The organism is Flavihumibacter stibioxidans, assembly GCF_014332695.1.
Lineage (GTDB): Bacteria > Bacteroidota > Bacteroidia > Chitinophagales > Chitinophagaceae > Flavihumibacter > Flavihumibacter stibioxidans.
Genome location: NZ_MBUA01000012.1, coordinates 103,575 through 125,685, shown reverse-complemented (window position 1 = coordinate 125,685; position 22,111 = coordinate 103,575). Strand labels below are relative to the sequence as shown.

The window sequence follows — 22,111 nt, the reverse complement described above, 5'->3', positions numbered from 1 at the left end:
CGGTTATGATACATCCTGACAGTGTCCATAAACTTCGCAGAGTATATGTCTGGGAACAGCCGGTAAGAATTTACCATTGGCTGAATGCCTTGTGTATTTTGGTTTTGATCGTAACCGGCTTTTACATCGGCGATCCCCTGGCCATCCTGTCTTCCAGGGAAGCATCCGCCCAATTCCTGATGGGCTGGATGAAACTGATCCATTTCATTGCGGCCTATATCTTTCTCTTCAATTTTATCTTCCGGATCTACTGGGGTTTTGTGGGTAATAAATATGCGTCCTGGAAGAATTTTATTCCTACCAACAAAAAGTTCTTCCGTGAAATCTGGCAGGTATTGAAGATGGATATCCTGATGATGAAAGGCAAAGAACACCTGAGCGTGGGACATAATGCCGTGGCCGGGATCAGTTATTTCCTGGTGTTCATCCTGTTTCTGTTACAGATACTGACAGGATTTGGTCTCTATGCCGCCACCAGTGATTTCTGGCTGGCGAAAATGTTCGCATGGGTGCCCTATCTGACTGGTGGTGATGCCTTGCTGAGACAGATCCACCATGCGGTGATGTGGCTGTTCATATTATTTACCGTGGTGCATGTGTACCTGGTTTTCTACCACGATTATGTGGAAGGCCGGGGTGAAATCAGCAGCATGGGCGGCGGCTGGAAGTTTATAGAAGAAGAAGTGTTCCAGGAAATGAAGCGGGAAGCTGCAGCCAAAAAAAAGAAGTCGCCGCAGACTGCAGGCGGAACCGGATTCAAGTCAGTTCCTGAATCTGCTTTAAAACCGGGAACAAAGTGAAAATATGAAAGCTGCGCATAGCATACTTGTATTGGGAATCGGCAATTACCTGATGGCCGATGAAGGCGTAGGCGTTCATATCGCCGAAGCATTATCCATGGAAACACTTCCGCCAGGCGTGGATGTGCTGGATGGTGGTACAGGAGGATTTCACTTACTGGAATACCTGCAGTCATATTCCACCATCATCATGATTGATGCCACGCTGGATAATAAACCACCGGGAACTATCAGGCTTATTAAGCCCAGATTTGCCGCGGATTTTCCCAGGGCCATGAGTACCCACGATATCGGGTTAAAAGACCTGGTCGGGGCTTTACAGCTTTTGGGTTCAGCACCCGATATACAGCTCTATGTAATCAGCATACCATCCATCCAGGAGCAGGGTGTTGAGCTAACGCCGATCATTAAACGAAAAATTCCTGCATTGCTGGATTTGATCCGGCAGCATATTCACCGGATACTGGTGGATAATAATGCAGTTCCTGTTATCGCCTGAATTTTATCCTGTCTTCATTCAGCGGCAGTGCCGCTTAGCATCTTCCGGAACAGGCGCCCCGCCTGTGTCTTATCATGATGCATCCTCTTCTTATCATGATTATCCGACAACTTATCGTGTCTGAGTTTACAACTTATCAAGGCCTTTTTTTCGTGATGAGTGGCATGCAACGTCAGCAACGTTAGAACTAAAATTGCGGTCAAATCCGCTTGTTAACACATTAACTGAATGTTTAGTTAAGCTTTTAGTTCTAAAATCAAAATTGAATTTCATGAGAAAAATCATGGGGAGATTTCTGCCGATCCTGATTGGATTGGCAATACCCGTACTGGCTGCTGCCCAGCAAACTGTAAAGGGCCGGGTTACAGACGCCACAGGTGCTCCGCTGCCTGGTGCTACGGTTATAGTCAGGGGCACCAAGATTTCCGCGCAAACAGATGCCAACGGAAATTTCAGCATCAACATGCCGGCCAATACCACAAGGCTTGAAGTTTCTTATGTGGGTTTCCTGGCCCAGACATTATCACCCAGGGCCGGTGACAATGTTATTGTATTAAAAGAAGATGATACCAACCTGAATGAAGTGGTGGTAACCGGCCTGGCAACATCCATTAAAAAATCAAATGCAGCCAACTCTGTGGCGCGTATCAGTGCAAAAGAACTGACCGGATCAACCCGTCCGCCTACACTCGATGGCGCCATTAGCGGTAAGGTTCCCGGAGCCCAGATATCAGCCAACTCAGGTGCACCGGGCGGTGGCGTGAGTATACGCTTAAGGGGTGTATCCACTGTTGCCGGATCATCCCAGCCTTTGTTTGTGGTGGATGGTGTGATTGTGAACAATGACCAGTTTGCCACAGGTACGGGTACCCGCGCATTTACAGGGGCTACCGGCCTGGATGCGGGTTCGCAGGACCAGGCACCCAACAGGATCGCCGACCTGAACCCTGCCGATATCGAAAGCATTGAAGTGCTGAAAGGACCTTCTGCCTCGGCCATTTACGGATCCCGTGCAGGTGCGGGGGTGATTGTGATCACGACAAAACGAGGTAAGTCGGGTAAAACGAGGATCAATGTGAACCAGGATTTTGGTTTTACAAAGGCCAGCAAATTCCTGGGTTCTTCTGACTGGACGCCTGAGAAAATTGCTACCTATGGCGGGGCTTACAATATTCCTGAAGAGGAAGCCCTGGAACTTTTAGATGCAGCTGATGGCAAGACCTGGGATTATGAAAAAATGATCTGGGGAAATACAGGTAAGATCAATAACACCAGCCTGAACCTTTCGGGTGGTAATGACCGTACCAAATACTACATTGCCGGATCCTACCAGAATGAAACCGGTATTCAGAAAAAGACCGGTTATACCCGTAAATCATTCCGTATGAACCTCGATCACAAGCTGAATGATTACATCGACTTTAAAGTGAGCAGTAATTTCATCAACTCCTGGGCCAGCCGTGGTTTCACCGGAAATGACAACAGGGGTGTGTCGCTGACTTATGCGATTCCATACATTCCGAATTTCATTGACATCAGCCGTCGCGCCGATGGTACCTATCCGACTATTCCGGGTCGTTCGCAGAACCCCATGGAAATCATTGACCGTGCTTCGAATATTGAAAAGACCAACCGTTTTCTGAATTCAGGTGAAATAAATGCCTACCTGTTTAAGGGTGAAAAATCAACCCTGAAAATGTCCCTGCGCGGGGGAGTTGACTACCTCGTTTCAGAGCCTACGGTGTATATGCCTGAAGACCTCCAGCTGATGGAAGAATCTGCACTCAAGGGCGCCATCCGCCAGACCACCAATAAGTCGAGGTACACTTATATGCAGGCCGGACTTAATTTCAATACCAATATTGGCAATAACCTGGATCTTACCACAGGTCTGGTTTTCCTGAGGGATGACCAGCGGACCGATCAGTCTTATATCCAGGGTGAAGGATTGCTTCCTGCACAAACCAATCCGAGCATAGCACAGCGTATTACTACCGGAAATATCATCAACAGGAGTTCCGTGGTAGCATTCGATGCCAGCCAGGAATTGAACTGGGATGATAAAGTGATTGGCCGGGTAGGTCTGCGTGCAGATAAGTCTACACTGTCTGGTTTGAATTATGACAAATATTACTATTATCCCCGTGCTGCTGTTGCAGTGAATATTGCCAATTTCGGTTTCTGGAAATCTGATGTGATCAACCAGGTGAAACCCCGTTTTGCTTTTGGTGAAGCATCCGGTTTTCCCTCATTTGATGCGGTTTACTCCAACCTGCTGGGTGTGAATTATGGCGGGGAACTGGGTTCTGTGACTCCAACCCTGTTGGGCCTTGGAGCACTTGATCCCGAGCGTGCCCAGGAAATTGAATTCGGGCTTGACCTTGGCTTCCTCAATAACAGGATCAGCCTGGAAGCTACTTACTACAATAAGAAAGTGAAGAATTTCCTTTTCCCCTACACGCTTTCTCCCGGTAGTGGTGTGAGTTCAATTAAGCTCTTCCCGGTGGGTGATATCATGAACAAAGGAATCGAGATCGGACTGAATGCACAGGTGATCAAAAGGAGTCAGTTGGAATGGACAACATCCGTTCAGTACTGGACAAACAAGTCTGAAGTTACCCGGCTGAACATTCCACCTTCCTATGTGGCCAATTCCGGATTCGGAACCTATGGACGGAAGCGCATCCAGCTGGGTACCTCCCCAACTGCATGGTGGGGTGTGGATGAGAATGGAAACACGATCAACTACAAAGATTACCAGCCTGATTTTCAGATGAGCTGGAACAACAACCTGCGTTTCGCCAAAAACTTTGAATTCAACATGCTGTGGCATACCAGCCAGGGTGGATACAATGCCTCCCTCACCCGCCTGCTGAAAGACGAAGGCGGTACTACGGAAGACTGGAGCACCGTGGGCAAATCAGGTGAACCGGTGGGGGTTGAACGCCAGGGATCCGAGATATATAATTTTGTTTTTGATGCAAGTTATATTCGCCTGCGCGAAGCCGGTTTGTATTATAATGTTCCTTCAGCTTTCCTGAAAGGCGCGTTCAAGAGTTTTGTTCAGAATGTACGTATCGGTTTGTCGGCACAGAACCTGCTCACCATCACCGATTATTACGGGTACGATCCAGAAGTGTCCAACTTCAATACCGGTAACGCCGGCGGTGCCCTCACCGGTGGTGTTGACCTGGCGCCGTTCCCGCTGGCAAAACGCTATTTCTTTCACCTGAATATTGGTCTCTAATTCACCTTTCAATTTGAATCTATGTTAAAGAAGTTTTATAAAGGCAGTGTGTTGTTGCTGTCTGTCATAACGGTCCTCGGCAGTTCCTGCACCAAAACAGATTATGTTCAAAACCCGAATGCTCCCACACAGGAATCGGTTTTGAGAGATGCTACCCGGGCACAGATCGGCCAGTTGGGTGTTGGTGTACAGTCCGTGATGCCGGACGGCGTGTTTTCTTTCCGTGCCTGGTCGGGCTCCATCGGTCGTGAGATCGTATACTTTGCCCAGACTGAAAGCCGTTACTACCGCGAGTTACAGGGAGAAATCCCACTCGATGCAGCCGGCATTATGTATGGCTGGTACCTGTCATTCAACCAAACCCGCCGTCGTGCGGAAATCATGCTGCAGTCGGCCCAGAATACTTCGGCGCTTTCCGACGCGGAAAAAGCCGCAGCAAAAGGGTTTGGCAAAACCGTACAGGCTTATGCCATGCTGAATTGCCTGAATATGATGGGCAACAATGGTATCCGTACCAGTTTCTCTGATCTGAGTTCAGAGGGCGATCTGCTGAAGCCTGGCTGCTTCAAGAACTATACGGAATCCCTTACCTACCTGAAAGGCCTTGCAGACGAAGGTCTGGCTGCATTGGAGCAGGCGGGTTCCGCTGCTTTCCCTTTCACAATGGTAACCGGTTGGGGTGACCTGTCAACTGTGGAGGGTTTCAAGAAATTCAACCGTGCGGTCGCAGCCCGTATCGCCATGTACCAGAAGGACTGGACCGGCCTGGAAACTGCATTGAATGCATCCTTTATGGATCTTGATGGCGACCTGCAGGCAGGGCCTGAGTTTATGTTCTCGAACGTTTCCGGCGATGTGACCAATCCCCTCTGGCGTTCATTTGACAATACCGGCACTCCGATGCTGGTGCAGTCAAAATTCATTCCTGAGGCTGAAACTGGCGACAAGCGTGTATTCGGAGCCAGTATGGCCGAGGGTGGTATTGCAAGGGTAAGGGAGCGTGAAGAAGCATCTGCTCCACCCGATTACCCCCTGATGAGCCATGAAGTACAGATGTATGCAACCAACACCTCGCCCATTAAGATCATCCGTAACGAGGAGCTGGTGCTGATGTATGCTGAAGCCAAATTGCAAAAAGACGACCTGTCCGGTGCGGTTGCTGCCCTTGATATCATCCGGGAGGGTAATGGTCTCCAGAAACTTGCCACTGCCAAACCTGCTGTCATCGGTGACAAGGCCAAACTCATCGATGAACTGTTGCAGCAGAGAAGGTATTCCCTTTTCATGGAGGGGCACCGTTGGTTTGATATGCGCCGCTATGACAAACTCAATACACTGCCACTCGACAAGGCAACCCACTCGGTATTTACCCAGTTCCTGGTTCCAAAGGCCGAATCGGATTGGGATAGTGTGAACCCCTGTCAGTAACCATATTTGTTTGGGGTTTAAACTTTGGCCAATTAGCTGAAATTCAGGGCGTCTCTTCGGGGGCGCCCTTTTTTGCTTTTTTTATTTGTCTTTGTTACACCTATTTTTGCTGGCTGATTCAATTCAGCAAGCATACAAAAAACAATCATGGTAGATGCAATTTTAGGCCTCCAGTGGGGCGACGAGGGTAAGGGTAAGATAGTAGATTATTTTGCCCCCCAATATGATATCATCGCCCGTTTCCAGGGCGGTCCCAATGCAGGTCATACCCTTTATGTCGGAGGGAAAAAAGTAGTTCTGCACCAGATCCCTTCCGGTGTTTTTCATGAAAATACAACCAACCTGATCGGAAACGGTGTGGTGCTGGATCCGGTAACCCTGAAAAGGGAATGCGAAACAGTAGCCGGTTTTGGTGTAGATGTAAGGAAAAACCTTTTCATTTCACAGCGTACTCACCTGATCCTGCCTACCCACCGTGCACTGGATAAGGCTTCAGAATTGCAGAAAGGAAATGACAAGATCGGTTCCACCCTGAAAGGGATCGGGCCTGCCTATATGGATAAAACCGGCCGTAATGGCCTTCGGGTGGGCGATCTGCTCGATAAAAGTTTTACCACTTCCTATATCCGGCTTCGGCTCAAGCACCAGCGCCTGCTCGATAATTTTAATTTCCAGGAAGATATCACTGCCTGGGAAGAAGAGTTTTTCGAGGCAATTGATTTCCTGCGCAGCCTGAATGTTGTCAATGGGGAGTATTTTATCAATGAAAAGATTTCTGCGGGTAAAAAAGTGCTGGCAGAAGGTGCACAAGGCAGTATGCTGGATATTGATTTCGGAACTTTCCCATTTGTAACTTCTTCGAACACAACTACATCCGGCGTTTGCAACGGTTTGGGTGTGGCTCCGCAGAAGATACGTGATGTGATGGGCGTAACCAAGGCCTATTGTACCCGTGTTGGTAGCGGACCATTTCCAACTGAGTTGGAAGATGAAACCGGCGAAGAACTTCGCAAACTGGGTAACGAATTCGGCGCCACTACGGGCCGTCCGCGCCGTTGCGGCTGGATCGACCTGGTGGCACTCAAATACGCCTGCATGATCAATGGTGTTACCAAAGTGATCATGACAAAAGCCGATGTGCTGGATAAATTCAAGGAATTGAGCGTTTGTACCGCCTATAATGTGGATGGGCAGGTTACCCCCTATGTTCCTTTCCAGATGACCCGTCACCAGATCGTTCCCGAATTGCAGGCATTTCCTGGCTGGAATACCGACACCACCCAGATTACTGATTATGCCGGATTGCCCGAAAAAATGAAAGAGTATGTTGGCTTCATCAATGAGTTCACCGGTGTTAAGGTGAGCCATATTTCCAATGGTCCCGGCCGCGACCAGATTGTAACGGTATAAGTGATTGAAGCCGGTTAAAAAAATTATTTAAAAATTTGGCCAATTAAAAAGAACGCTGAAATTTTACAACGTAATCCCTTTTGTGATATGGCTTCAAAATCTGATAAGGAAAAAAAGACGACCCCGAAGGCTGCTGATAGTTCAGATAAGCCTGTAAAGAAAGCATCTTCAAAATCCAAAAAGCAAATGGAAGATGAGGAGGATGATTTAGAGGATGATGAGGAAACCCCGAAAGCACCCGCAAAGAAATCCGCCAAGGCAACCAAATCAAAATCCGAAGATGAGGAAGAGGAGGAGGAAGATGTGGAGGAAGAAGATGATTGGGATAAAGTAGAAGAAGATGATAGCTGGGACCCTGATTTCGAAGAATTCGATCTTCCAAAATCAAAGACCAAGAAAAGTCCGGCCGGAGGCAGTAAAAAAGCAGGAAAAGACGAAGATGACCTTGGCCTTGATGAAGATTTTAAGGATATGGATCTCTTCAATGATACCGGCTTTGACGATGACGACGATGATTTCTGATGTCTACACAAGATAATGCTTCAGTGCGTTCCTTTACGGCATTTGCCCTCACTGTAACGCCTGTTCTAAAACAGCAAATGTTGAATTGGGCCAACCAGTTCAACATTTGTTGCTTTATGGACAATCATGGTTACCATGACAAGCATGGCAGCTATGAATGCCTGGTGGCTGCAGGTGCCTGGAAATGGGTGAAGGTCAATGCAGGGAACGCTTTCGGCCTGTTGAACGCATTTGCTTTTCAGCAGCGCGACTGGCTGTTCGGTCATTTTGGTTTTGACCTGAAACAGGAAACAGAGCAGGTGCCATCACGACTGCCTGATCCGCTTGGATTCCCCGACTGTTATTTTTTTGTACCCGAGCATCTGCTGCTTGTGAAAGGGAAGGAAGTTCTTGTCAGCAGCTATTCCCTTGATACCTCTGAGTTGATGCGGCTGGTGCTGGCTTCCCCGGCTGAAACAACTGGCACGACAGGAGCAACGCAGCCTGTGGAATTAACGCCTGCTTTTAAAAGGGAAGAATATGTCAGCAGGATAAACATCCTAAAAGCGCATATCCATAGGGGTGATTGTTATGAAATAAATTTTTGCCAGGAATTTTTTGCCGGGGAGGTAAGGATAAATCCTGTGGCAGTTTACCAGCGGCTGGCGGCCATCTCGCCCAATCCGTTTTCGGTTTATTACAGGATCAATGAGCTTTACCTTGCCTGCGCCAGTCCGGAACGATTTCTGAAAATCGAATCTGGCCGTGTGTGGTCGCAGCCGATAAAAGGAACCGCAGCGCGCAACCTGCAGGATCCTGCGGAAGATACCCGGCTGGCAGAGGGCCTGGTGTCCAGCCTTAAGGAACGTTCCGAAAATGTAATGGTGGTTGACCTGGTGAGAAATGACCTGTCGCGGATCTGTAAGGCCGGAACGGTGGAGGTAGAGGAATTGTTTGGCGTGTATAGTTTCCCCCAGGTTCACCAGATGATCTCTACGGTTACCGGGCTGCTGGCAGACGGGTTGAACTGGGTGGATGCGGTAAAAGCCTGTTTCCCGATGGGGTCCATGACAGGTGCGCCGAAGAAAAGGGTCCTTGAGCTGATTGAGCAATATGAGTTGGTGCGACGCGGTATTTTCTCCGGTGCAGTAGGGTATGTCAGTCCCACGGGAGATGCCGATTTCAATGTAGTGATCAGGAGCATCATGTATAATGAGTCCAAAAAATACCTGAATTGCCTGGTCGGATCGGGCATCACCTGGTATGCAGATGCAGCACTCGAGTATGAAGAATGCCTGTTAAAGGCTGCTGCCATCCGGGAAGCCCTGGGTAGTTAAAGAATGGTATTCAAAGCCGCTGAACTGCTCAGCAGTAACTGTACGGACTCCTGTAAAATATTGTATTTGTTGGCGTTGAAAAGTTCCATTTTTTCTCCTGGTAAATGCATTTCATACCCTGTGGCGGCAGTGGACATAACCCGATCAAAATCCGGATTGTACCTGTTGAATTCGCTGAGGTCCATCAGGATATGCTTGGCGATTACCACCGACTGGTATTTGCCCGAAATCTTCTGGCTTTTTGCCGATTGCTGCTCCTCCTGGGTTATTTTCCTGCTGAATGCATATAAGCTGGGGCCATAATGTTCCTTTACTTCAGCCTTTGTAAGTGTGGTCAGGCCACCCTGGCCCTCGAAAATATAGTGGGTGCCGATGAATTTTTTTACATGGTTACGGGTCTCGGTGGGCAGGAAATATTGAAGATCCCAGAAATTACGGCTACCGCTGCGCGCAATGGCTTTCTGTACATTGCCGGGACCGGCATTATAGGCGGCAATGGCCAGTAACCAGTCTCCGTAGATCCGGTAAAGTTCTTTCAGGTATCGGGCAGCGGCATGGGTACTTTTAACGTAATTGGTGCGTTCGTCAACAGCCTTGGTTACTTTGAGTCCATGTCTGATAGCCGTGGAACGCATAAACTGCCAGGGACCAACGGCTCCGGCCCAGGACACTGCGTTCGATTTGAGTTTTGATTCGATAACGGCCAGGTATTTCAGTTCCCTGGGCAGGCCATGCTGCACCATGATGGCATCCATCATATTAAAATAGGGCATAGCCCATCCTTTCATGGCAGTGAGGGATTTGGTATGACTTTCAATATACCCTTCCACAAAACTTACCGCCCTGGGATTCAGTCGGGGGGCTGATGATGCTACTGCGGCATCAGCTTCAAAAAGGTCCCTGATAACAGTGGGAGTGGTGATTTCTACTGATGAATCTGCAGCTGCTGGCGTAGTAGCCACGGGCATCGATTTTTCAACAGTTGTATCAGCTGAGATCCCGGGACCACTGACCGGCCTGTTTTCCTGGCCTACGGATAAGCCAAAAGACCCGGCGATAAAGGTCCCAATCAATAGAAATTGTTTCATGTTCCAGATTTAAATTCACAATCAAAACAGTTTCTCAGCAGATATTCTGGTTCATTTTCAAGGGGATGGATCAGGCTTTTTGCTGTGCCAGTAACTCTGAAACCTGCAGCAAAGATAGCTCTTCAAACCGGTTTGTCATAGCCTGGAGACCAAAAGGCATGCCATTACTGTGCCAAAAAATGGGGAGGGAGATCGCCGGAACACCTGTAAGGTTGGCGAAAACGGTGTAAATATCACCCAGGTACATGGCGATCGGATCTTCGGTTTTTTCGCCGAAACGGAAGGCCGGGGTGGGGGCCGTGGGGGAAAGAATAACGTCGAAGTCCTTGAAAATCAGTTGTGTTTGATCAACCAGGCGACGACGGACCTGCTGTGCGCGGGTGAAGTAAGCGTCATAGTATCCCGCACTTAGTACGAAGCTGCCGAGCATGATCCTGCGCTTTACTTCGGGGCCAAAACCCTCAGAGCGGTTATGTGCATAAAATTCTGCTAAATCTGAAAAGGCCTGCTTGCTCCGGTGTCCATAACGCACGCCGTCGAACCTGGAAAGGTTGGAGGAAGCCTCAGCGGTGGTCAGGATATAATAGGTCGGGACAATATATTTCATCAGGGGGAACTCGACCGGCTCAACAGTATGGCCGGCTTGCCGGAGCCTGTCGAAATAGCTGAGCAGGGCTGCCCTGATCTCAGGATCCAGCGAGGGGTGCTCTACGGCGTCCCTGAAATAGGCGAAACGGATGGGGGTTGCGGAGGGTTTTAAGTCCGATATATAGTCTGGCACTTGCCTGGGGGAAGCAGTGCTGTCGAATGGGTCGGCTCCTGAAATAACCTGTAAAACCGATGCCACATCCGGTACATTTTTACCGAAGATTCCTACCTGGTCGAAAGAAGATGCATAAGCGATCAACCCATACCTGGATACGCGTCCATAACTGGGTTTAAGCCCGATGATGCCGCAGAAATCGGCAGGTTGGCGTACTGATCCGCCCGTATCACTTCCGAGGCTTACCATGCAGAGTCCTGCCTGAACAGCTACGGCAGATCCACCTGAAGATCCACCTGGTACCCGTGAATTGTCGAGTGCGTTCAGGGTTGGGCCGTAGGCAGAGTTTTCATTGGAGGAGCCCATGGCGAATTCGTCGCAATTCAGGCGGCCTATGATGATGGCGCCTGCATCCAGCAATTTCCTGATAGCTGTGGCGGAATAAGGGGCGGTAAATTCTTCCAGCATCCTGGATGCAGCGGAAACCTTATGTCCCTCGTAGCAGAGTACATCCTTGATACCAATGATCACTCCGTGCAAAGGCAGAAGGGGTTGGCCGGATCTGATGGCTTTATCCAGCTCGCCTGCCTGGCGGCGGGCATCGGATTCAAACACTTCCACAAAGGCGTTGAGATGTTTCTCAGCGGCGATTCGTTGCAAATAAAACTCCACTACTGCAGCGCAGGTAGTGGAGTTTTGTTTCAATTCTTTATGATAGTCTGCTATCGATTCGTATACAAACAAAGCCAATCTGGTTTCTATGGTTCAACGCTTGCGGTAAGTCCGGGGGCATTATTGCTGGGAAGTGGGGGTCTTCTCCTTCTCTTTCATGCCCTGCTCAATTTCATCTTTCACATTGTTCTTGGCATCCTGGAATTCACGGATACCACGGCCCAGGCCACGCATCAGTTCGGGAATCTTTCTGCCACCAAATAATAACAGCACTACCAGGATGATCAGGATCCACTCACTTCCACCCGGCATGGAGATCAGTAATAAAGGATTAGCTACTAACATGCTAAATTGATTTTTGTAGTTTGTAAAGATACGGGATTATTGGAGCAAACGATTCAAAGCAATTTCACAATTCTGCAACCCGGGTATGAATATTTCCCCCACAAAAAAGCCACCCTCAGGGTGGCTTTTTTGTGGATTATTTTGCAGCAACTGCCATTTTCTTTTCCTTGATACGTGCGCTCTTTCCGCTGCGTTCGCGCAGGAAGTAAAGTTTCGCGCGGCGAACCTTGCCTACTTTGTTCATCACTATAGAGTCAATGTTCGGGCTGAACAGGGGGAAGGTCCTTTCCACACCCACACCGTCAGAGATCTTACGAACGGTAAAGGTTTGGGTGCTACCCTGTCCCTGGCGCTTAATTACATCGCCTTTGAAACTCTGGATACGCTCCTTGTTTCCTTCTACAATCTTATAGTTAACGGTAACGTTGTCACCGGCTTTGAACTTCGGGAATTCTCTTTTCTGCGTTAACTGCTCGTGAACAAATGCTACTGCGTTCATGACATTCTAATTTTATCGGACGGCAAAGGTAGGAGTTAATATTGAATCTCCAAAAGAAAATAGAAAAAAGGTGAAAAAGCCAGGGACTATCTCGCCACGTTCACAGCCCTCTTTTCCCTGATCACGGTTACCCTGATCTGGCCGGGGAAAGTCATTTCCGTCTGGATTTTCTGTGCTATTTCAAAACTCAGGCGGTCACTGTCTGCATCCGTAACCTTGTCTGCTTCCACGATTACCCTCAGCTCACGTCCGGCCTGGATAGCATAGGCTTTTTCCACTCCCTGGTAGGCCATCGCCATATTTTCCAGGTCCTTGATCCTTTGCAGGTATTGCTGCATGATCTCACGACGTGCTCCGGGACGGGCGCCGCTGATGGCGTCACAGGCCTGAACGATCGGAGAGATCACATACTGCATTTCCATCTCATCATGGTGGGCTCCGATAGCGTTTACCACGGCAGGGTTCTCCCCATATTTTTCCGCCAGTTTAGCGCCCAGCAGGGCATGGCTCAGTTCTGATTCCTCATCAGGAACTTTACCAATATCGTGCAGGAGTCCGGCGCGTTTGGCCAGTTTGGGGTTCATGCCCAGTTCAGATGCCATGATACCACAGAGGTTGGCTACTTCACGGCTGTGCATCAGCAGGTTCTGGCCGTAAGAAGAACGGAACCTCATTTTACCTACAATCCGTACCAACTCCTTGTGAAGGCCATGGATACCGAGTTCAATCACTGTCCTTTCACCAATTTCCATCACCTGCTCCTCAATCTGGCGACGGGTTTTCTCCACCACTTCCTCAATACGGGCCGGGTGGATACGTCCGTCGGTTACCAGGCGCTGGAGGCTGAGACGGGCAATTTCCCGGCGCAGGGGATCAAAGGATGAAAGAATGATGGCTTCCGGGGTATCGTCCACAATCAGGTCCACACCGGTAGCCGCTTCAATGGCCCGGATATTACGTCCCTCACGGCCGATGATCTGGCCCTTGATCTCATCGCTCTCCAGGTTGAATACAGTGATGGAGTTTTCAATTGCCTGCTCCGCGGCTGTACGCTGGATGGTCTGGATGATGATCTTACGCGCTTCCTTATTGGCTTTTTGTTTGGCGTCGTCGATGATTTCCTGCTGAACTGCGATGGCCTGGGTGTGTGCTTCCTGTTTCAGGCTTTCTACCAGCTGGTTCCTGGCTTCATCAGCGGTTAATCCGGCGATCTTTTCCAGGCGGCGGATATGTTCTTCCTGGTGTTTTTCCAGCTCGGTACGCTTGATATTCACCAGTTCAATCTGGCGGTTCAGGTTTTCCTTGATGGCTTCATTCTCTTTGATCTGCTTGTCGAGGTTACCCTCTTTCTGGTTGATTGTCTGCTCTTTCTGCTTAATCCGGTTTTCAGAATCACCCAGTTTCCGGTTCCTGTCCAGCACTTCCTTGTCGTGCTCTGCTTTTAACTGCACGAATTTTTCCTTGGCTTCGAGAAGTTTTTCCTTTTTAAGGGTTTCTGCCTGTGACTGAGCGTCTTTCAGAATTTGCTTTGCATGCAGTTCTGCTTCATTGATCTTTTGCTGCGTGTTGGCCTTGAAAATGAATTTTCCCGCCACTATACCGGCTGCCAGCCCTGTAATAGCTGCGATTAATATCATTATGGTTTCGTTCATTTAGTGTTTGTTTTTAAGCTGTTTACAATCGTACTTTTATTCTGCACATACTTCATAACTGGTTGAGTAAGATGCTAATTTGCGAAAATACGAATTCATTGGATAAATGGTATGGGTCATTTCCGCCATGAACTGTAATTTGCCCTAAAGAATGTGTGATATGAAAATAATAACCGGATCCTTATTCTGCCTCCTCCCTTTATTGGGGTTGGCCCAGGAAAAAAAATTTAACCTCCAGGGGAGTTTTCAGAGAATAAGCCTGCCCGGTGATAAGCTTTATCTCCAATACCGAAGCTCAGGTGCCTGGGTGCGCGACAGTACAATGATCACCAATGGGAACTACTTTTTTGAGGGGACGCTGAAGGAACCCGAATTGGCCAGCCTGGTGCTGGCAAACCCAAAAGCGGCACCCGGAACCCGTCCGCTGAACGTTTCGGTTTTCCTGGAACCATCCGATATAAGGGTTTTACACAGCGATACATTTACCAATATAACGGTGTATGGCTCACTGGCTCATAACGATTACCAGGATATCCAGCAACAGGGGAAAACCTATATTACCCGCCTGGAAGAAATGTACGATGCTTATAGCAAAGCCAGGAAAGCGGGCGATACCGCATCCCTGAATACACTCGAAAACCAGATTGAAAAAGTTTCTGCCGAGCACCGGGCAAATGTATTTGGCCGGTTTGTTAAAAATAACCCGGCTTCCCCTGCGGCGGTGTATGCCCTGCGCCAGTTTGCCGGGTATGATATCAACCCCGATGAAGTGGTGCCGCTTCTCAGGCTGCTGGACCCGGTGCTGAAATCCTACCCGTCCGCAGTTGAACTGGAAGACAAAGTGAATATTGCCAAAAAAACGGCGGTCGGGCAGATGGCCATGGAATTTGTACAAAATGACACTTCCGGTAATCCAATTGCCCTGTCCTCTTTCCGGGGCAAATACCTGCTCATCGATTTCTGGGCGAGCTGGTGCGGTCCCTGCCGCCAGGAAAACCCGAATCTGGTAAAAGCTTATGACACTTATAAGGACAAAGGATTCACTGTCCTGGGGGTTTCACTTGACCGGCCTAACGCCAGGGATAAATGGATCAAGGCAATCAAGGACGATAAGCTGGGATGGACCCAGGTGTCAGACCTGCAGTTCTGGGATAATGCCGTGGCCAAACAATATGGTATTGGTGCAATCCCGCAGAATCTCCTGCTGGACCCGACGGGCAGGATCATTGCCCGCAACCTGCGTGGCAATGAACTTCAGGAAAAATTAGCGGAATTGTTTTAGGGTTTAAGCCGTCTGACGTTTGGGTCGGGTAAGGTGTCTGACATTTGGATTCGCGGTATTCTGTCATGCTAAATGTCAGACACCTCAAGACCCGATCAGGTGTCTGACGTTTAGGATTACTGAATTCGACGATCTCAAACGTCAGACACCTGTGAACCCAACTTATCGATCATTGTTTCCAACTGGGACAGCTTTTCCTCCACGGCCCGGGTTTCCAGGCCTTCCTGCGTCTGTTGGCTCTTTTCGGTGGCATACCATACCAATACCATCGCGATATAGTCCTGCATGTCCTTTGCCGAGAACTGTGTCTTGAATTCGATCACTTTGTCATTGATCACTTTAATGGTATTACGCACCGCTTCTTCATCCTGGGGACGGATCCTGATGCGGTAACTGCGGTCGCCGATCACAATATTAACCGGTATAAGTTGTTCAGCCATTATGATTGGGTTCAGCTGTGTTGATGGTGTTCCGACTATATTATTCGTTCAGTAAGGCGATGCATTTGTCGATTTCCCGCAGGTATTGATTGATCCTTTTCTCAAGTGCCTGGCGATCCGCTTCGTTCATCTGTGCCGGCCGGGTGGCTTTCACCAGTTCCAGTTGCCGTTCCAGTTCTTCCAGCCTGAATTGCTGCAGCCGGTCCTTCTCCTCGAATTGCTGTTGTTGCTGCACCAGCCTTTCATTGTCACGCTGAAGCTGCAGGTATTGTCTTTGCAAACCCTGCAACTTTTCCTGTATCCGGCTAATATGGTTCAGCAATTCCTGCATATCATTATAACACTAAGGCTTTGTTCTTCATTTCCTGATTTCCGCACCTGCCTCTTTTTCCAGCGCACCGATTAGCTTCTGCATCATGGCCTCAATCTCTTTGTCGGTCATGGTTTTTTCTTCATCAAGGAAGGTGAAACTTACCGCCACAGATTTTTTATCAGCCCCCAGTTTGTCACTTTCAAAGAGATCAAAAAGTGACATGCCCGAGAGTTTGCTGACCGCAGCCTTGCCGACAGCAGATTCAATGGCAGCATAGGGCAGGTTTTTGGCGACAACCATTGCCAGGTCGCGCTGTACCGGTATCTGTCTGGGAAGTTCCCTGAAACGAATTTTATTCTTGGTGGCCAATGCAACAATCATTGACCAGTCCAGGTCGGCAAAAAATACATCCTGCCTGATATCAAACTGCCCGGCCTTGGATTTCGAAACCCGGCCTGCAATGCCTATCTGGTCGCGGCCTGCGAAGATGGCGAGCGACTGGGTGAGCCCTTCACCTGCCGCCGCTTCCCAGCGGAGTGCAGGCAGACCGGCTGCCTGGCCGATTTTTTCAACCACACCTTTCAGCACGAAGAAGTCGCCATCGCTTCCCCTGGACCGCCAGGAGGCAGGACTGAACTGCCCGCTCAGGTAAATGCAGCAATGCGGTTGCTCTTCGTAGTTACCTACAGCCTTGCTGTGATAGGTTTTCCCCCATTCAAAAAGCCTGAGGTCCGTATTCTTACGGTTAAGATTATACGCAATTACCTGGAGGCCCGTTTCCAGCATGGTCGGACGAAGCACGTCCAGTTCAACGCTCAGGTTGTTGAGCATTTTGACGGCGCCCTGCAATTGATCCTCCTTGAAAAATGCACTGTTGGTGATCGAATTGGTCAGTATCTCACGGAATCCTGAACCGGCCAGGTATTGGGCAATCTTTTCGCGAAGCCTGCCTTCCCTGTCATCCTCCACTGATGGCGTGATGGTAATGGCAGAGGGGATATCCACATTGTCGAGGCCATCTATCCGCAACACTTCTTCCACGATATCAGCAGGTATGGAAATGTCCGGCTTGCTGAAAGGAACCGATACCCAAAGCTCGTCGATTCCGTCTTTCATCACCTCAAAGCCAAGGGCTTCAAGGATCTTTTTCACGGTATCGGGATGGTAATTTTTGCCACTCAGTTTTTTAAGGTAGTGATACTTGATCGCCACCTGTTTTTTATCAGCAGGCTGGGGATATACATCAATGATTTCTGAGGCAATGGTGCCACCGGCAAGCTCTTTTATGAGCAGTGCGGCCCTTTTCAGAACGTTGACAGTCTGGGAAATGTCTACCCCCTTTTCAAAGCGGGCCGCGGCATCGGTACGCAGGCCGTGACGGAAAGATGTTTTACGGATGGAAGCCGGCTGGAACCAGGCGCTTTCCAGGAGAATGCGGGTAGTCTTTTCCGTTACACCGCTTTTTGCCCCGCCAAAAACACCGGCAATGCACATGCCTTCCTGCTCATTACAGATCATCAGGTCTTCCGCGGCAAGTTTCCTTTCTTTCTCATCAAGTGTGATGAAGGCAGTCTGGTCTGCAAGTGTCTGTACAATCACTTTATTGCCGGTGATGGCATCGGCATCAAAAGCATGCAGGGGCTGGCCGGTCTCGTGCAATACAAAATTGGTGATGTCCACAATATTGTTGATGGGTCTCACCCCGATTGCCAGTAATTTATCCTTAAGCCACTGCGGTGATTCTGCTATAGTTATACCGGTCATGCTTACCCCGGAATAGCGCTGGCAGGCTTCGGTGTTTTTGATGGTCACTGAAATGGGGAGCGACTGTTCCTGTACCTTGAAAGCATTGACAGATGGCGATTTGACCCGCAATTCTTTTTTATCGTGGTGGGTGAGATAGGCGCATACGTCGCGGGCTACACCCAAATGGCTCATAGCGTCCATACGGTTGGGCGTAAGGCCTATTTCAAATATGATATCATTATATAGCGGGAAAAGGCTGGCGGCCGAAGTTCCGGTTTTAAGGTCGGGGGATAAAACCATAATGCCGCTGTGGTCGTCGCTCAGGCCAATTTCATCTTCCGCGCAGATCATGCCATGGCTCTCCACGCCACGAATTTTGGCAACCTTCATGGTAAGCGGATCGCCTGATTTCGGGTAGATGGTGGTTCCTGCCGGTGCTACCACCACTTTTTGTCCGGCAGCCACATTGGCTGCACCGCATACAATCTGCAGGGGGGAACCACTTCCTGTGTCAACCGTGGTCAATTTTAATTTATCTGCATTGGGGTGTTGCCCGCAGGTCAGAACTTCGCCGATCACCAATCCTTTGAGACTTCCTTTCACAGATTCATAAGTTTCCATGCTTTCCACTTCCAGACCGATGGCAGTGAGAATTCTGGATAATCTTTCCGGTTCAACGGTAACGGGTAAATATTCGCTCAGCCAATTGTACGAAATCGTCATGTATCCTATTATATTTATATATGTAGAACGGGGCCATGTTCCGGCCTCCGGTGAACGCAAATATAACAGTTTGTGCAGGCATGTACAGTTTATGCGCCTGCGCAGTTTTAAAAAAGCCCCGATAATGTAGTTTCGGTTTAAAGATCAGTACATGAAAATTCTTTGCTGGATTAGCATGCTGGCCATGATGGCAGGCATCGGTAGCTGCATGGTGGAAGAACCGGGCAGGGAACCGCTGAAAGACCTCAGTGAACAGATGGATGTACTGGCCATCCTGCAGGAAACCGTGGGGCAGGATATTCTGAAAGGCGATTGGGATGGCGCTTTGCAAATGGCCAGGGGCATGGATTCTGTTTTTGGTATTTGCAATGCAAGTTTTGACCGGCACCAGCGGCTGAAGGAACCTTTCCGTGATTTCTATGAAAAAAAGATGGAAAAAGCCATGGGACAACTGATCAGAAGCCTTAAACGACGCGACAGCCTCGGGTCGGTCAACCGGTATGAGTACCTGGTGAAAAGGTGTAACAGCTGTCACAATGAAAATGAAGTGGCAGAAAGGGCCCATTTATAATATTGCCCGGCCCGTGAAACGGCAGTGAAACAGGGACTTCCCAAAAAAAGGTGTTTTAACGGTGTTTTCCTGCAGGGATATAAGTCGCTGCAGTGCTGCGTTTGCGGGCCCGCAGAAAAAACAGACTTCAACGGAAACCCCTGTTCAGGGCGGATTTGATCAGGTTATTTCCTGTTCCTTACACAGCATTATCGCTGTCAATGCCATAATGGTGGTAGTTATTAACAACCAACAAACAGGCACTAAATCTTTGTTCACAGCCGGTGTGTATTTCTTTGGCAAAAACAAGGAAAACTTTTTTAAATTGTGGATATCCCAGATTTATTTTGGGGATAAGCCACCAATCGCTGTGGAAAACCATCTGTATTACTTAAGCATAACTAAACGGTTTAAAAAATTTTTTTAGAAGTTGGAGGGGGGTATATATTCGCCGTCCCGACTCAGGGTGATAACACCCGGTTAATAATTTCTTAATGTTCCGGTAACGCAGAATAGTTCAGATGGATCTTACAAATATCAATAAAGACCGAAAAAACAGACGGAAAGGTACCCTTGATCTGAGCACCATGGTCTATGGTAAAGTACCCCCCCAGGCCAAAGACCTGGAGGAAGCTGTACTGGGCGCCATCATGCTGGAAAAAGGGGCTTTTGATACTGTGGTGGAAATCCTGAAGCCGGAGTGCTTTTATACGGATGCACACCAGCGGATTTTTAAAGCCATGCAGGGGCTTTCACAGAAAAGCCAGCCTATCGATATCCTCACCGTAGTGGAAGAATTGCGCAAAAGGGAGGAACTCGAAATGGTGGGTGGACCATATTATGTTACGAAACTGACCAATACGGTCGTTTCTTCCGCCAATATTGACGCCCATGCCCGCATCATCCTCCAGAAATTTATCCAGCGTGAGCTGATAAAGATCAGTGGCGAAGTGATCAGTGATGCTTACGAGGACTCCACAGATGTTTTTGACCTGCTCGACCAGGCCGAAAGCAAATTGTTCGAAATCACCAATAATCACCTCCGCAAAGATTACAGCTCCATTGATTCCGTATTGGTGCAGGCTGTGCAAAGGATCGAAGACCTGAGGAACCAGACAGAAGATATTTCGGGTGTGCCTTCCGGTTTCCCCAGTATTGATAAAGTAACCTACGGCTGGCAGAAGACCGACCTGATCATCCTGGCAGCCCGCCCTGCAGTAGGTAAAACAGCTTTCGCCCTTAACCTGGCGCGTAATGCAGCGTTGAGTCCTACCCGACCTACAGCGGTGGCAGTATTCAGCCTTGAAATGAGTGCCGGACAGCTGGTTCAGCGTATCCTGTCTGCTGAATCTGAGATCTGGCTCGAAAAGATCAGCCGGGGTAAGATGGAGCAGCATGAAATGGAACAGTTGTACAAAAGAGGCATCAATCGGCTTTCCGAAGCTAAAATTTTCATCGACGACACCGCAGCCCTGAACATTTTTGAACTGAGGGCAAAATGTCGCCGCCTGAAGAATAAACATGACCTCGGCCTGATCATCATCGACTACCTGCAGCTGATGAGTGGCGCCGGCGGTAATACCAACCGTGAACAGGAAATCAGCCAGATATCCCGATCACTGAAACAGTTGGCAAAAGAACTTGAAGTGCCCATCATTGCACTTTCGCAGTTAAGCCGGGCCGTAGAAACCCGTAAAGAGGGCAATAAAATGCCGCAGCTGAGTGACCTTCGTGAATCGGGTGCCATCGAACAGGATGCTGATATGGTAATGTTTATCTATCGTCCTGAATACTATGACGTGAACTCCAACGAACATGGCGAAAGCGTAAAAGGGGAAACCCATGTGCGAATAGCCAAGCACCGTAACGGTTCACTGGAGACCATCAAACTCAGGGCCCAGTTGCATATCCAGAAATTTGTAGACGAAGGCGTGGAAGGGGAAATACCTGCTGCCGGCGGATTGCCGGGAGCCTGGAAGCCTATCGCCCCCGGTGGTGGCGGACCTTCGGACGGTGGCGGTTATCGCCAGATCGGCAGCCGGATGAACGATGTGCCTTTCGACGATGACGAAACTCCGTTCTGATGTCGCTTCCCTACTTTTATTTACCTCATTATGATGGCAGCGAGGCCATCCTGCTGGACGAGCCTGCTTCGCGGCATATGATTTCTGTCCTGCGGATGGAGGAAGGGGAGCAGTTGCACCTGACCGACGGGAAAGGTCATTTGCTGCGCTGTACCATTACTGATGCACACAAGAAAAGGGCTGCCGTCAGGGTTGTTGAAAAACGATTTGAGCCGCCTAAAACGGCTGCCGTTACCATTGCCATTTCACTTATAAAGAATGTATCGCGACTGGAATGGTTCCTTGAAAAAGCGACCGAGGTGGGTGTTGCGGAAATCATTCCACTGCTTTGCCACCGGACCGAAAAACAACATTTTCGTTATGACCGCATGCAGCAGATACTGGTGAGCGCCATGTTGCAAAGCCAGCAGGTGTGGTTGCCGGTATTGCAGGAGCCCAATGTTTTTTCCAGCCTGGTGCAGCAATCCGGTTTTGATCAGAAATGGATCGCACACTGCCTTGAAACCGATCGCAGGTCATTGCGGCTGCAAGGACCTGCTACCGGTAAACAGGTATTGCTGATCGGGCCTGAAGGAGATTTTACCCCGGAAGAAATTGAGCTGGCCATTTCAAATGGTTATGTGCCGGTGACACTGGGAAATGCCCGCCTGCGAACTGAAACTGCCGGACTTGTGGGCGCCACCCTGCTCTGTATTTCCTGAGTTTACCGCGCTAAGCACTGGCTTTATCCCA

Annotated in this window: 19 protein-coding genes; 11 read left to right on the top strand and 8 right to left on the bottom strand. The window is 49.1% G+C overall.

Going from position 1 to position 22,111, the window contains the following annotated elements; genetic code table 11:
• The first annotated feature begins 5 nt into the window (after window positions 1–5).
• The 7 genes from cybH to BC349_RS07630 all read left to right on the top strand — a co-directional run bounded on the left by cybH (window position 6) and on the right by BC349_RS07630 (window position 9,222).
• On the top strand, window positions 6–800 hold the full coding sequence (gene cybH, locus BC349_RS07660) for a Ni/Fe-hydrogenase, b-type cytochrome subunit (RefSeq protein WP_187256171.1): 795 nt from the start codon (window positions 6–8) through the stop codon (window positions 798–800).
• Window positions 801–804: 4 nt separating this feature from the next.
• Window positions 805–1,299 (top strand): HyaD/HybD family hydrogenase maturation endopeptidase, encoded by a 495-nt coding sequence (locus BC349_RS07655; RefSeq protein ID WP_187256170.1) that lies wholly within the window; start codon window positions 805–807, stop codon window positions 1,297–1,299.
• Window positions 1,300–1,570: 271 nt separating this feature from the next.
• Window positions 1,571–4,546, top strand: a complete 2,976-nt coding sequence (locus tag BC349_RS07650; RefSeq protein ID WP_187256169.1) for a SusC/RagA family TonB-linked outer membrane protein — start codon at window positions 1,571–1,573, stop codon at window positions 4,544–4,546.
• A gap of 21 nt (window positions 4,547–4,567) precedes the next feature.
• Entirely contained in the window at window positions 4,568–5,974 is a 1,407-nt protein-coding gene (locus BC349_RS07645; RefSeq protein WP_187256168.1) for a RagB/SusD family nutrient uptake outer membrane protein, read from the top strand.
• A gap of 147 nt (window positions 5,975–6,121) precedes the next feature.
• On the top strand, window positions 6,122–7,384 hold the full coding sequence (locus BC349_RS07640) for an adenylosuccinate synthase (RefSeq protein WP_187256167.1): 1,263 nt from the start codon (window positions 6,122–6,124) through the stop codon (window positions 7,382–7,384).
• An 87-nt stretch (window positions 7,385–7,471) separates the two neighbouring features.
• On the top strand, window positions 7,472–7,906 hold the full coding sequence (locus BC349_RS07635) for a hypothetical protein (RefSeq protein WP_187256166.1): 435 nt from the start codon (window positions 7,472–7,474) through the stop codon (window positions 7,904–7,906).
• Window positions 7,906–9,222 carry an anthranilate synthase component I family protein gene (locus BC349_RS07630; protein ID WP_187256165.1) on the top strand — a complete coding sequence of 439 codons (1,317 nt, stop codon included), beginning with the start codon at window positions 7,906–7,908 and terminating at the stop codon, window positions 9,220–9,222. Before BC349_RS07635 ends, BC349_RS07630 begins: the two co-directional genes overlap by 1 nt.
• On the opposite strand, the gene BC349_RS07625 is transcribed toward BC349_RS07630, so the two are convergent.
• The 5 genes from BC349_RS07625 to rny all read right to left on the bottom strand — a co-directional run bounded on the left by BC349_RS07625 (window position 9,219) and on the right by rny (window position 14,241).
• The gene (locus tag BC349_RS07625) at window positions 9,219–10,310 is read right to left on the bottom strand and encodes a lytic transglycosylase domain-containing protein (protein WP_187256164.1); all 1,092 of its coding nucleotides are present in this window, start codon (window positions 10,308–10,310) and stop codon (window positions 9,219–9,221) included. The two genes, BC349_RS07630 and BC349_RS07625, sit on opposite strands and share 4 nt — an antisense overlap.
• Before the next feature lie 70 nt (window positions 10,311–10,380).
• Window positions 10,381–11,817, bottom strand: coding sequence for an Asp-tRNA(Asn)/Glu-tRNA(Gln) amidotransferase subunit GatA (gene gatA, locus BC349_RS07620; RefSeq protein WP_187256163.1), 1,437 nt, complete (start codon window positions 11,815–11,817; stop codon window positions 10,381–10,383).
• A gap of 48 nt (window positions 11,818–11,865) precedes the next feature.
• Window positions 11,866–12,090: a Sec-independent protein translocase subunit TatA/TatB gene (locus BC349_RS07615; protein WP_246456851.1), complete on the bottom strand. Its 225-nt coding sequence runs from the start codon at window positions 12,088–12,090 to the stop codon at window positions 11,866–11,868.
• Between the two features lie 136 nt (window positions 12,091–12,226).
• A complete protein-coding gene (rplS, locus tag BC349_RS07610) occupies window positions 12,227–12,589 on the bottom strand; it encodes a 50S ribosomal protein L19 (RefSeq protein WP_187256162.1) in 363 nt (120 codons plus the stop codon).
• 86 nt (window positions 12,590–12,675) lie between these two features.
• Complete coding sequence (rny, locus tag BC349_RS07605) at window positions 12,676–14,241, bottom strand: ribonuclease Y (RefSeq protein ID WP_187256161.1); 1,566 nt, start codon at window positions 14,239–14,241, stop codon at window positions 12,676–12,678.
• Window positions 14,242–14,401: 160 nt separating this feature from the next.
• Here rny and BC349_RS07600 point away from each other — a divergent pair, with 160 nt between their 5' ends.
• Window positions 14,402–15,523, top strand: coding sequence for a TlpA disulfide reductase family protein (locus BC349_RS07600; RefSeq protein WP_187256160.1), 1,122 nt, complete (start codon window positions 14,402–14,404; stop codon window positions 15,521–15,523).
• Window positions 15,524–15,657: 134 nt separating this feature from the next.
• Here the strand turns inward: BC349_RS07600 and BC349_RS07595 are convergent, their stop codons facing one another.
• The 3 genes from BC349_RS07595 to pheT are packed head-to-tail and all read right to left on the bottom strand — an operon-like array spanning window position 15,658 to window position 18,745.
• Window positions 15,658–15,963, bottom strand: coding sequence for a cell division protein ZapA (locus BC349_RS07595; protein ID WP_187256159.1), 306 nt, complete (start codon window positions 15,961–15,963; stop codon window positions 15,658–15,660).
• Between the two features lie 40 nt (window positions 15,964–16,003).
• On the bottom strand, window positions 16,004–16,294 hold the full coding sequence (locus BC349_RS07590) for a hypothetical protein (RefSeq protein WP_187256158.1): 291 nt from the start codon (window positions 16,292–16,294) through the stop codon (window positions 16,004–16,006).
• Between the two features lie 27 nt (window positions 16,295–16,321).
• Window positions 16,322–18,745, bottom strand: a complete 2,424-nt coding sequence (gene pheT / locus BC349_RS07585) for a phenylalanine--tRNA ligase subunit beta (RefSeq protein ID WP_187256157.1) — start codon at window positions 18,743–18,745, stop codon at window positions 16,322–16,324.
• Window positions 18,746–18,896: 151 nt separating this feature from the next.
• Between pheT and BC349_RS07580 the strand changes: the two genes are divergently transcribed.
• From BC349_RS07580 to BC349_RS07570, 3 genes are all read left to right on the top strand, one after another.
• Entirely contained in the window at window positions 18,897–19,316 is a 420-nt protein-coding gene (locus BC349_RS07580; protein WP_187256156.1) for a hypothetical protein, read from the top strand.
• A gap of 500 nt (window positions 19,317–19,816) precedes the next feature.
• Window positions 19,817–21,379 (top strand): replicative DNA helicase, encoded by a 1,563-nt coding sequence (gene dnaB, locus BC349_RS07575; protein ID WP_187256155.1) that lies wholly within the window; start codon window positions 19,817–19,819, stop codon window positions 21,377–21,379.
• Complete coding sequence (locus BC349_RS07570; RefSeq protein ID WP_187256154.1) at window positions 21,379–22,080, top strand: RsmE family RNA methyltransferase; 702 nt, start codon at window positions 21,379–21,381, stop codon at window positions 22,078–22,080. The genes dnaB and BC349_RS07570 overlap by 1 nt, the downstream gene beginning before the upstream one ends.
• Window positions 22,081–22,111 lie beyond the last annotated feature (31 nt).

What these genes read in the sequence shown, in the direction of transcription:
- cybH (WP_187256171.1), top strand. Translation starts at nt 6, where the DNA reads ATGATACATCCTGACAGTGTCCATAAACTTCGCAGAGTATATGTCTGG.
- BC349_RS07655 (WP_187256170.1), top strand. Translation starts at nt 805, where the DNA reads ATGAAAGCTGCGCATAGCATACTTGTATTGGGAATCGGCAATTACCTG.
- BC349_RS07650 (WP_187256169.1), top strand. Translation starts at nt 1,571, where the DNA reads ATGAGAAAAATCATGGGGAGATTTCTGCCGATCCTGATTGGATTGGCA.
- BC349_RS07645 (WP_187256168.1), top strand. Translation starts at nt 4,568, where the DNA reads ATGTTAAAGAAGTTTTATAAAGGCAGTGTGTTGTTGCTGTCTGTCATA.
- BC349_RS07640 (WP_187256167.1), top strand. Translation starts at nt 6,122, where the DNA reads ATGGTAGATGCAATTTTAGGCCTCCAGTGGGGCGACGAGGGTAAGGGT.
- BC349_RS07635 (WP_187256166.1), top strand. Translation starts at nt 7,472, where the DNA reads ATGGCTTCAAAATCTGATAAGGAAAAAAAGACGACCCCGAAGGCTGCT.
- BC349_RS07630 (WP_187256165.1), top strand. Translation starts at nt 7,906, where the DNA reads ATGTCTACACAAGATAATGCTTCAGTGCGTTCCTTTACGGCATTTGCC.
- BC349_RS07625 (WP_187256164.1), bottom strand. Translation starts at nt 10,310, where the DNA reads ATGAAACAATTTCTATTGATTGGGACCTTTATCGCCGGGTCTTTTGGC.
- BC349_RS07615 (WP_246456851.1), bottom strand. Translation starts at nt 12,090, where the DNA reads ATGTTAGTAGCTAATCCTTTATTACTGATCTCCATGCCGGGTGGAAGT.
- rplS (WP_187256162.1), bottom strand. Translation starts at nt 12,589, where the DNA reads ATGAACGCAGTAGCATTTGTTCACGAGCAGTTAACGCAGAAAAGAGAA.
- rny (WP_187256161.1), bottom strand. Translation starts at nt 14,241, where the DNA reads ATGAACGAAACCATAATGATATTAATCGCAGCTATTACAGGGCTGGCA.
- BC349_RS07600 (WP_187256160.1), top strand. Translation starts at nt 14,402, where the DNA reads ATGAAAATAATAACCGGATCCTTATTCTGCCTCCTCCCTTTATTGGGG.
- BC349_RS07595 (WP_187256159.1), bottom strand. Translation starts at nt 15,963, where the DNA reads ATGGCTGAACAACTTATACCGGTTAATATTGTGATCGGCGACCGCAGT.
- BC349_RS07590 (WP_187256158.1), bottom strand. Translation starts at nt 16,294, where the DNA reads ATGCAGGAATTGCTGAACCATATTAGCCGGATACAGGAAAAGTTGCAG.
- pheT (WP_187256157.1), bottom strand. Translation starts at nt 18,745, where the DNA reads ATGACGATTTCGTACAATTGGCTGAGCGAATATTTACCCGTTACCGTT.
- BC349_RS07580 (WP_187256156.1), top strand. Translation starts at nt 18,897, where the DNA reads ATGAAAATTCTTTGCTGGATTAGCATGCTGGCCATGATGGCAGGCATC.
- dnaB (WP_187256155.1), top strand. Translation starts at nt 19,817, where the DNA reads ATGGATCTTACAAATATCAATAAAGACCGAAAAAACAGACGGAAAGGT.
- BC349_RS07570 (WP_187256154.1), top strand. Translation starts at nt 21,379, where the DNA reads ATGTCGCTTCCCTACTTTTATTTACCTCATTATGATGGCAGCGAGGCC.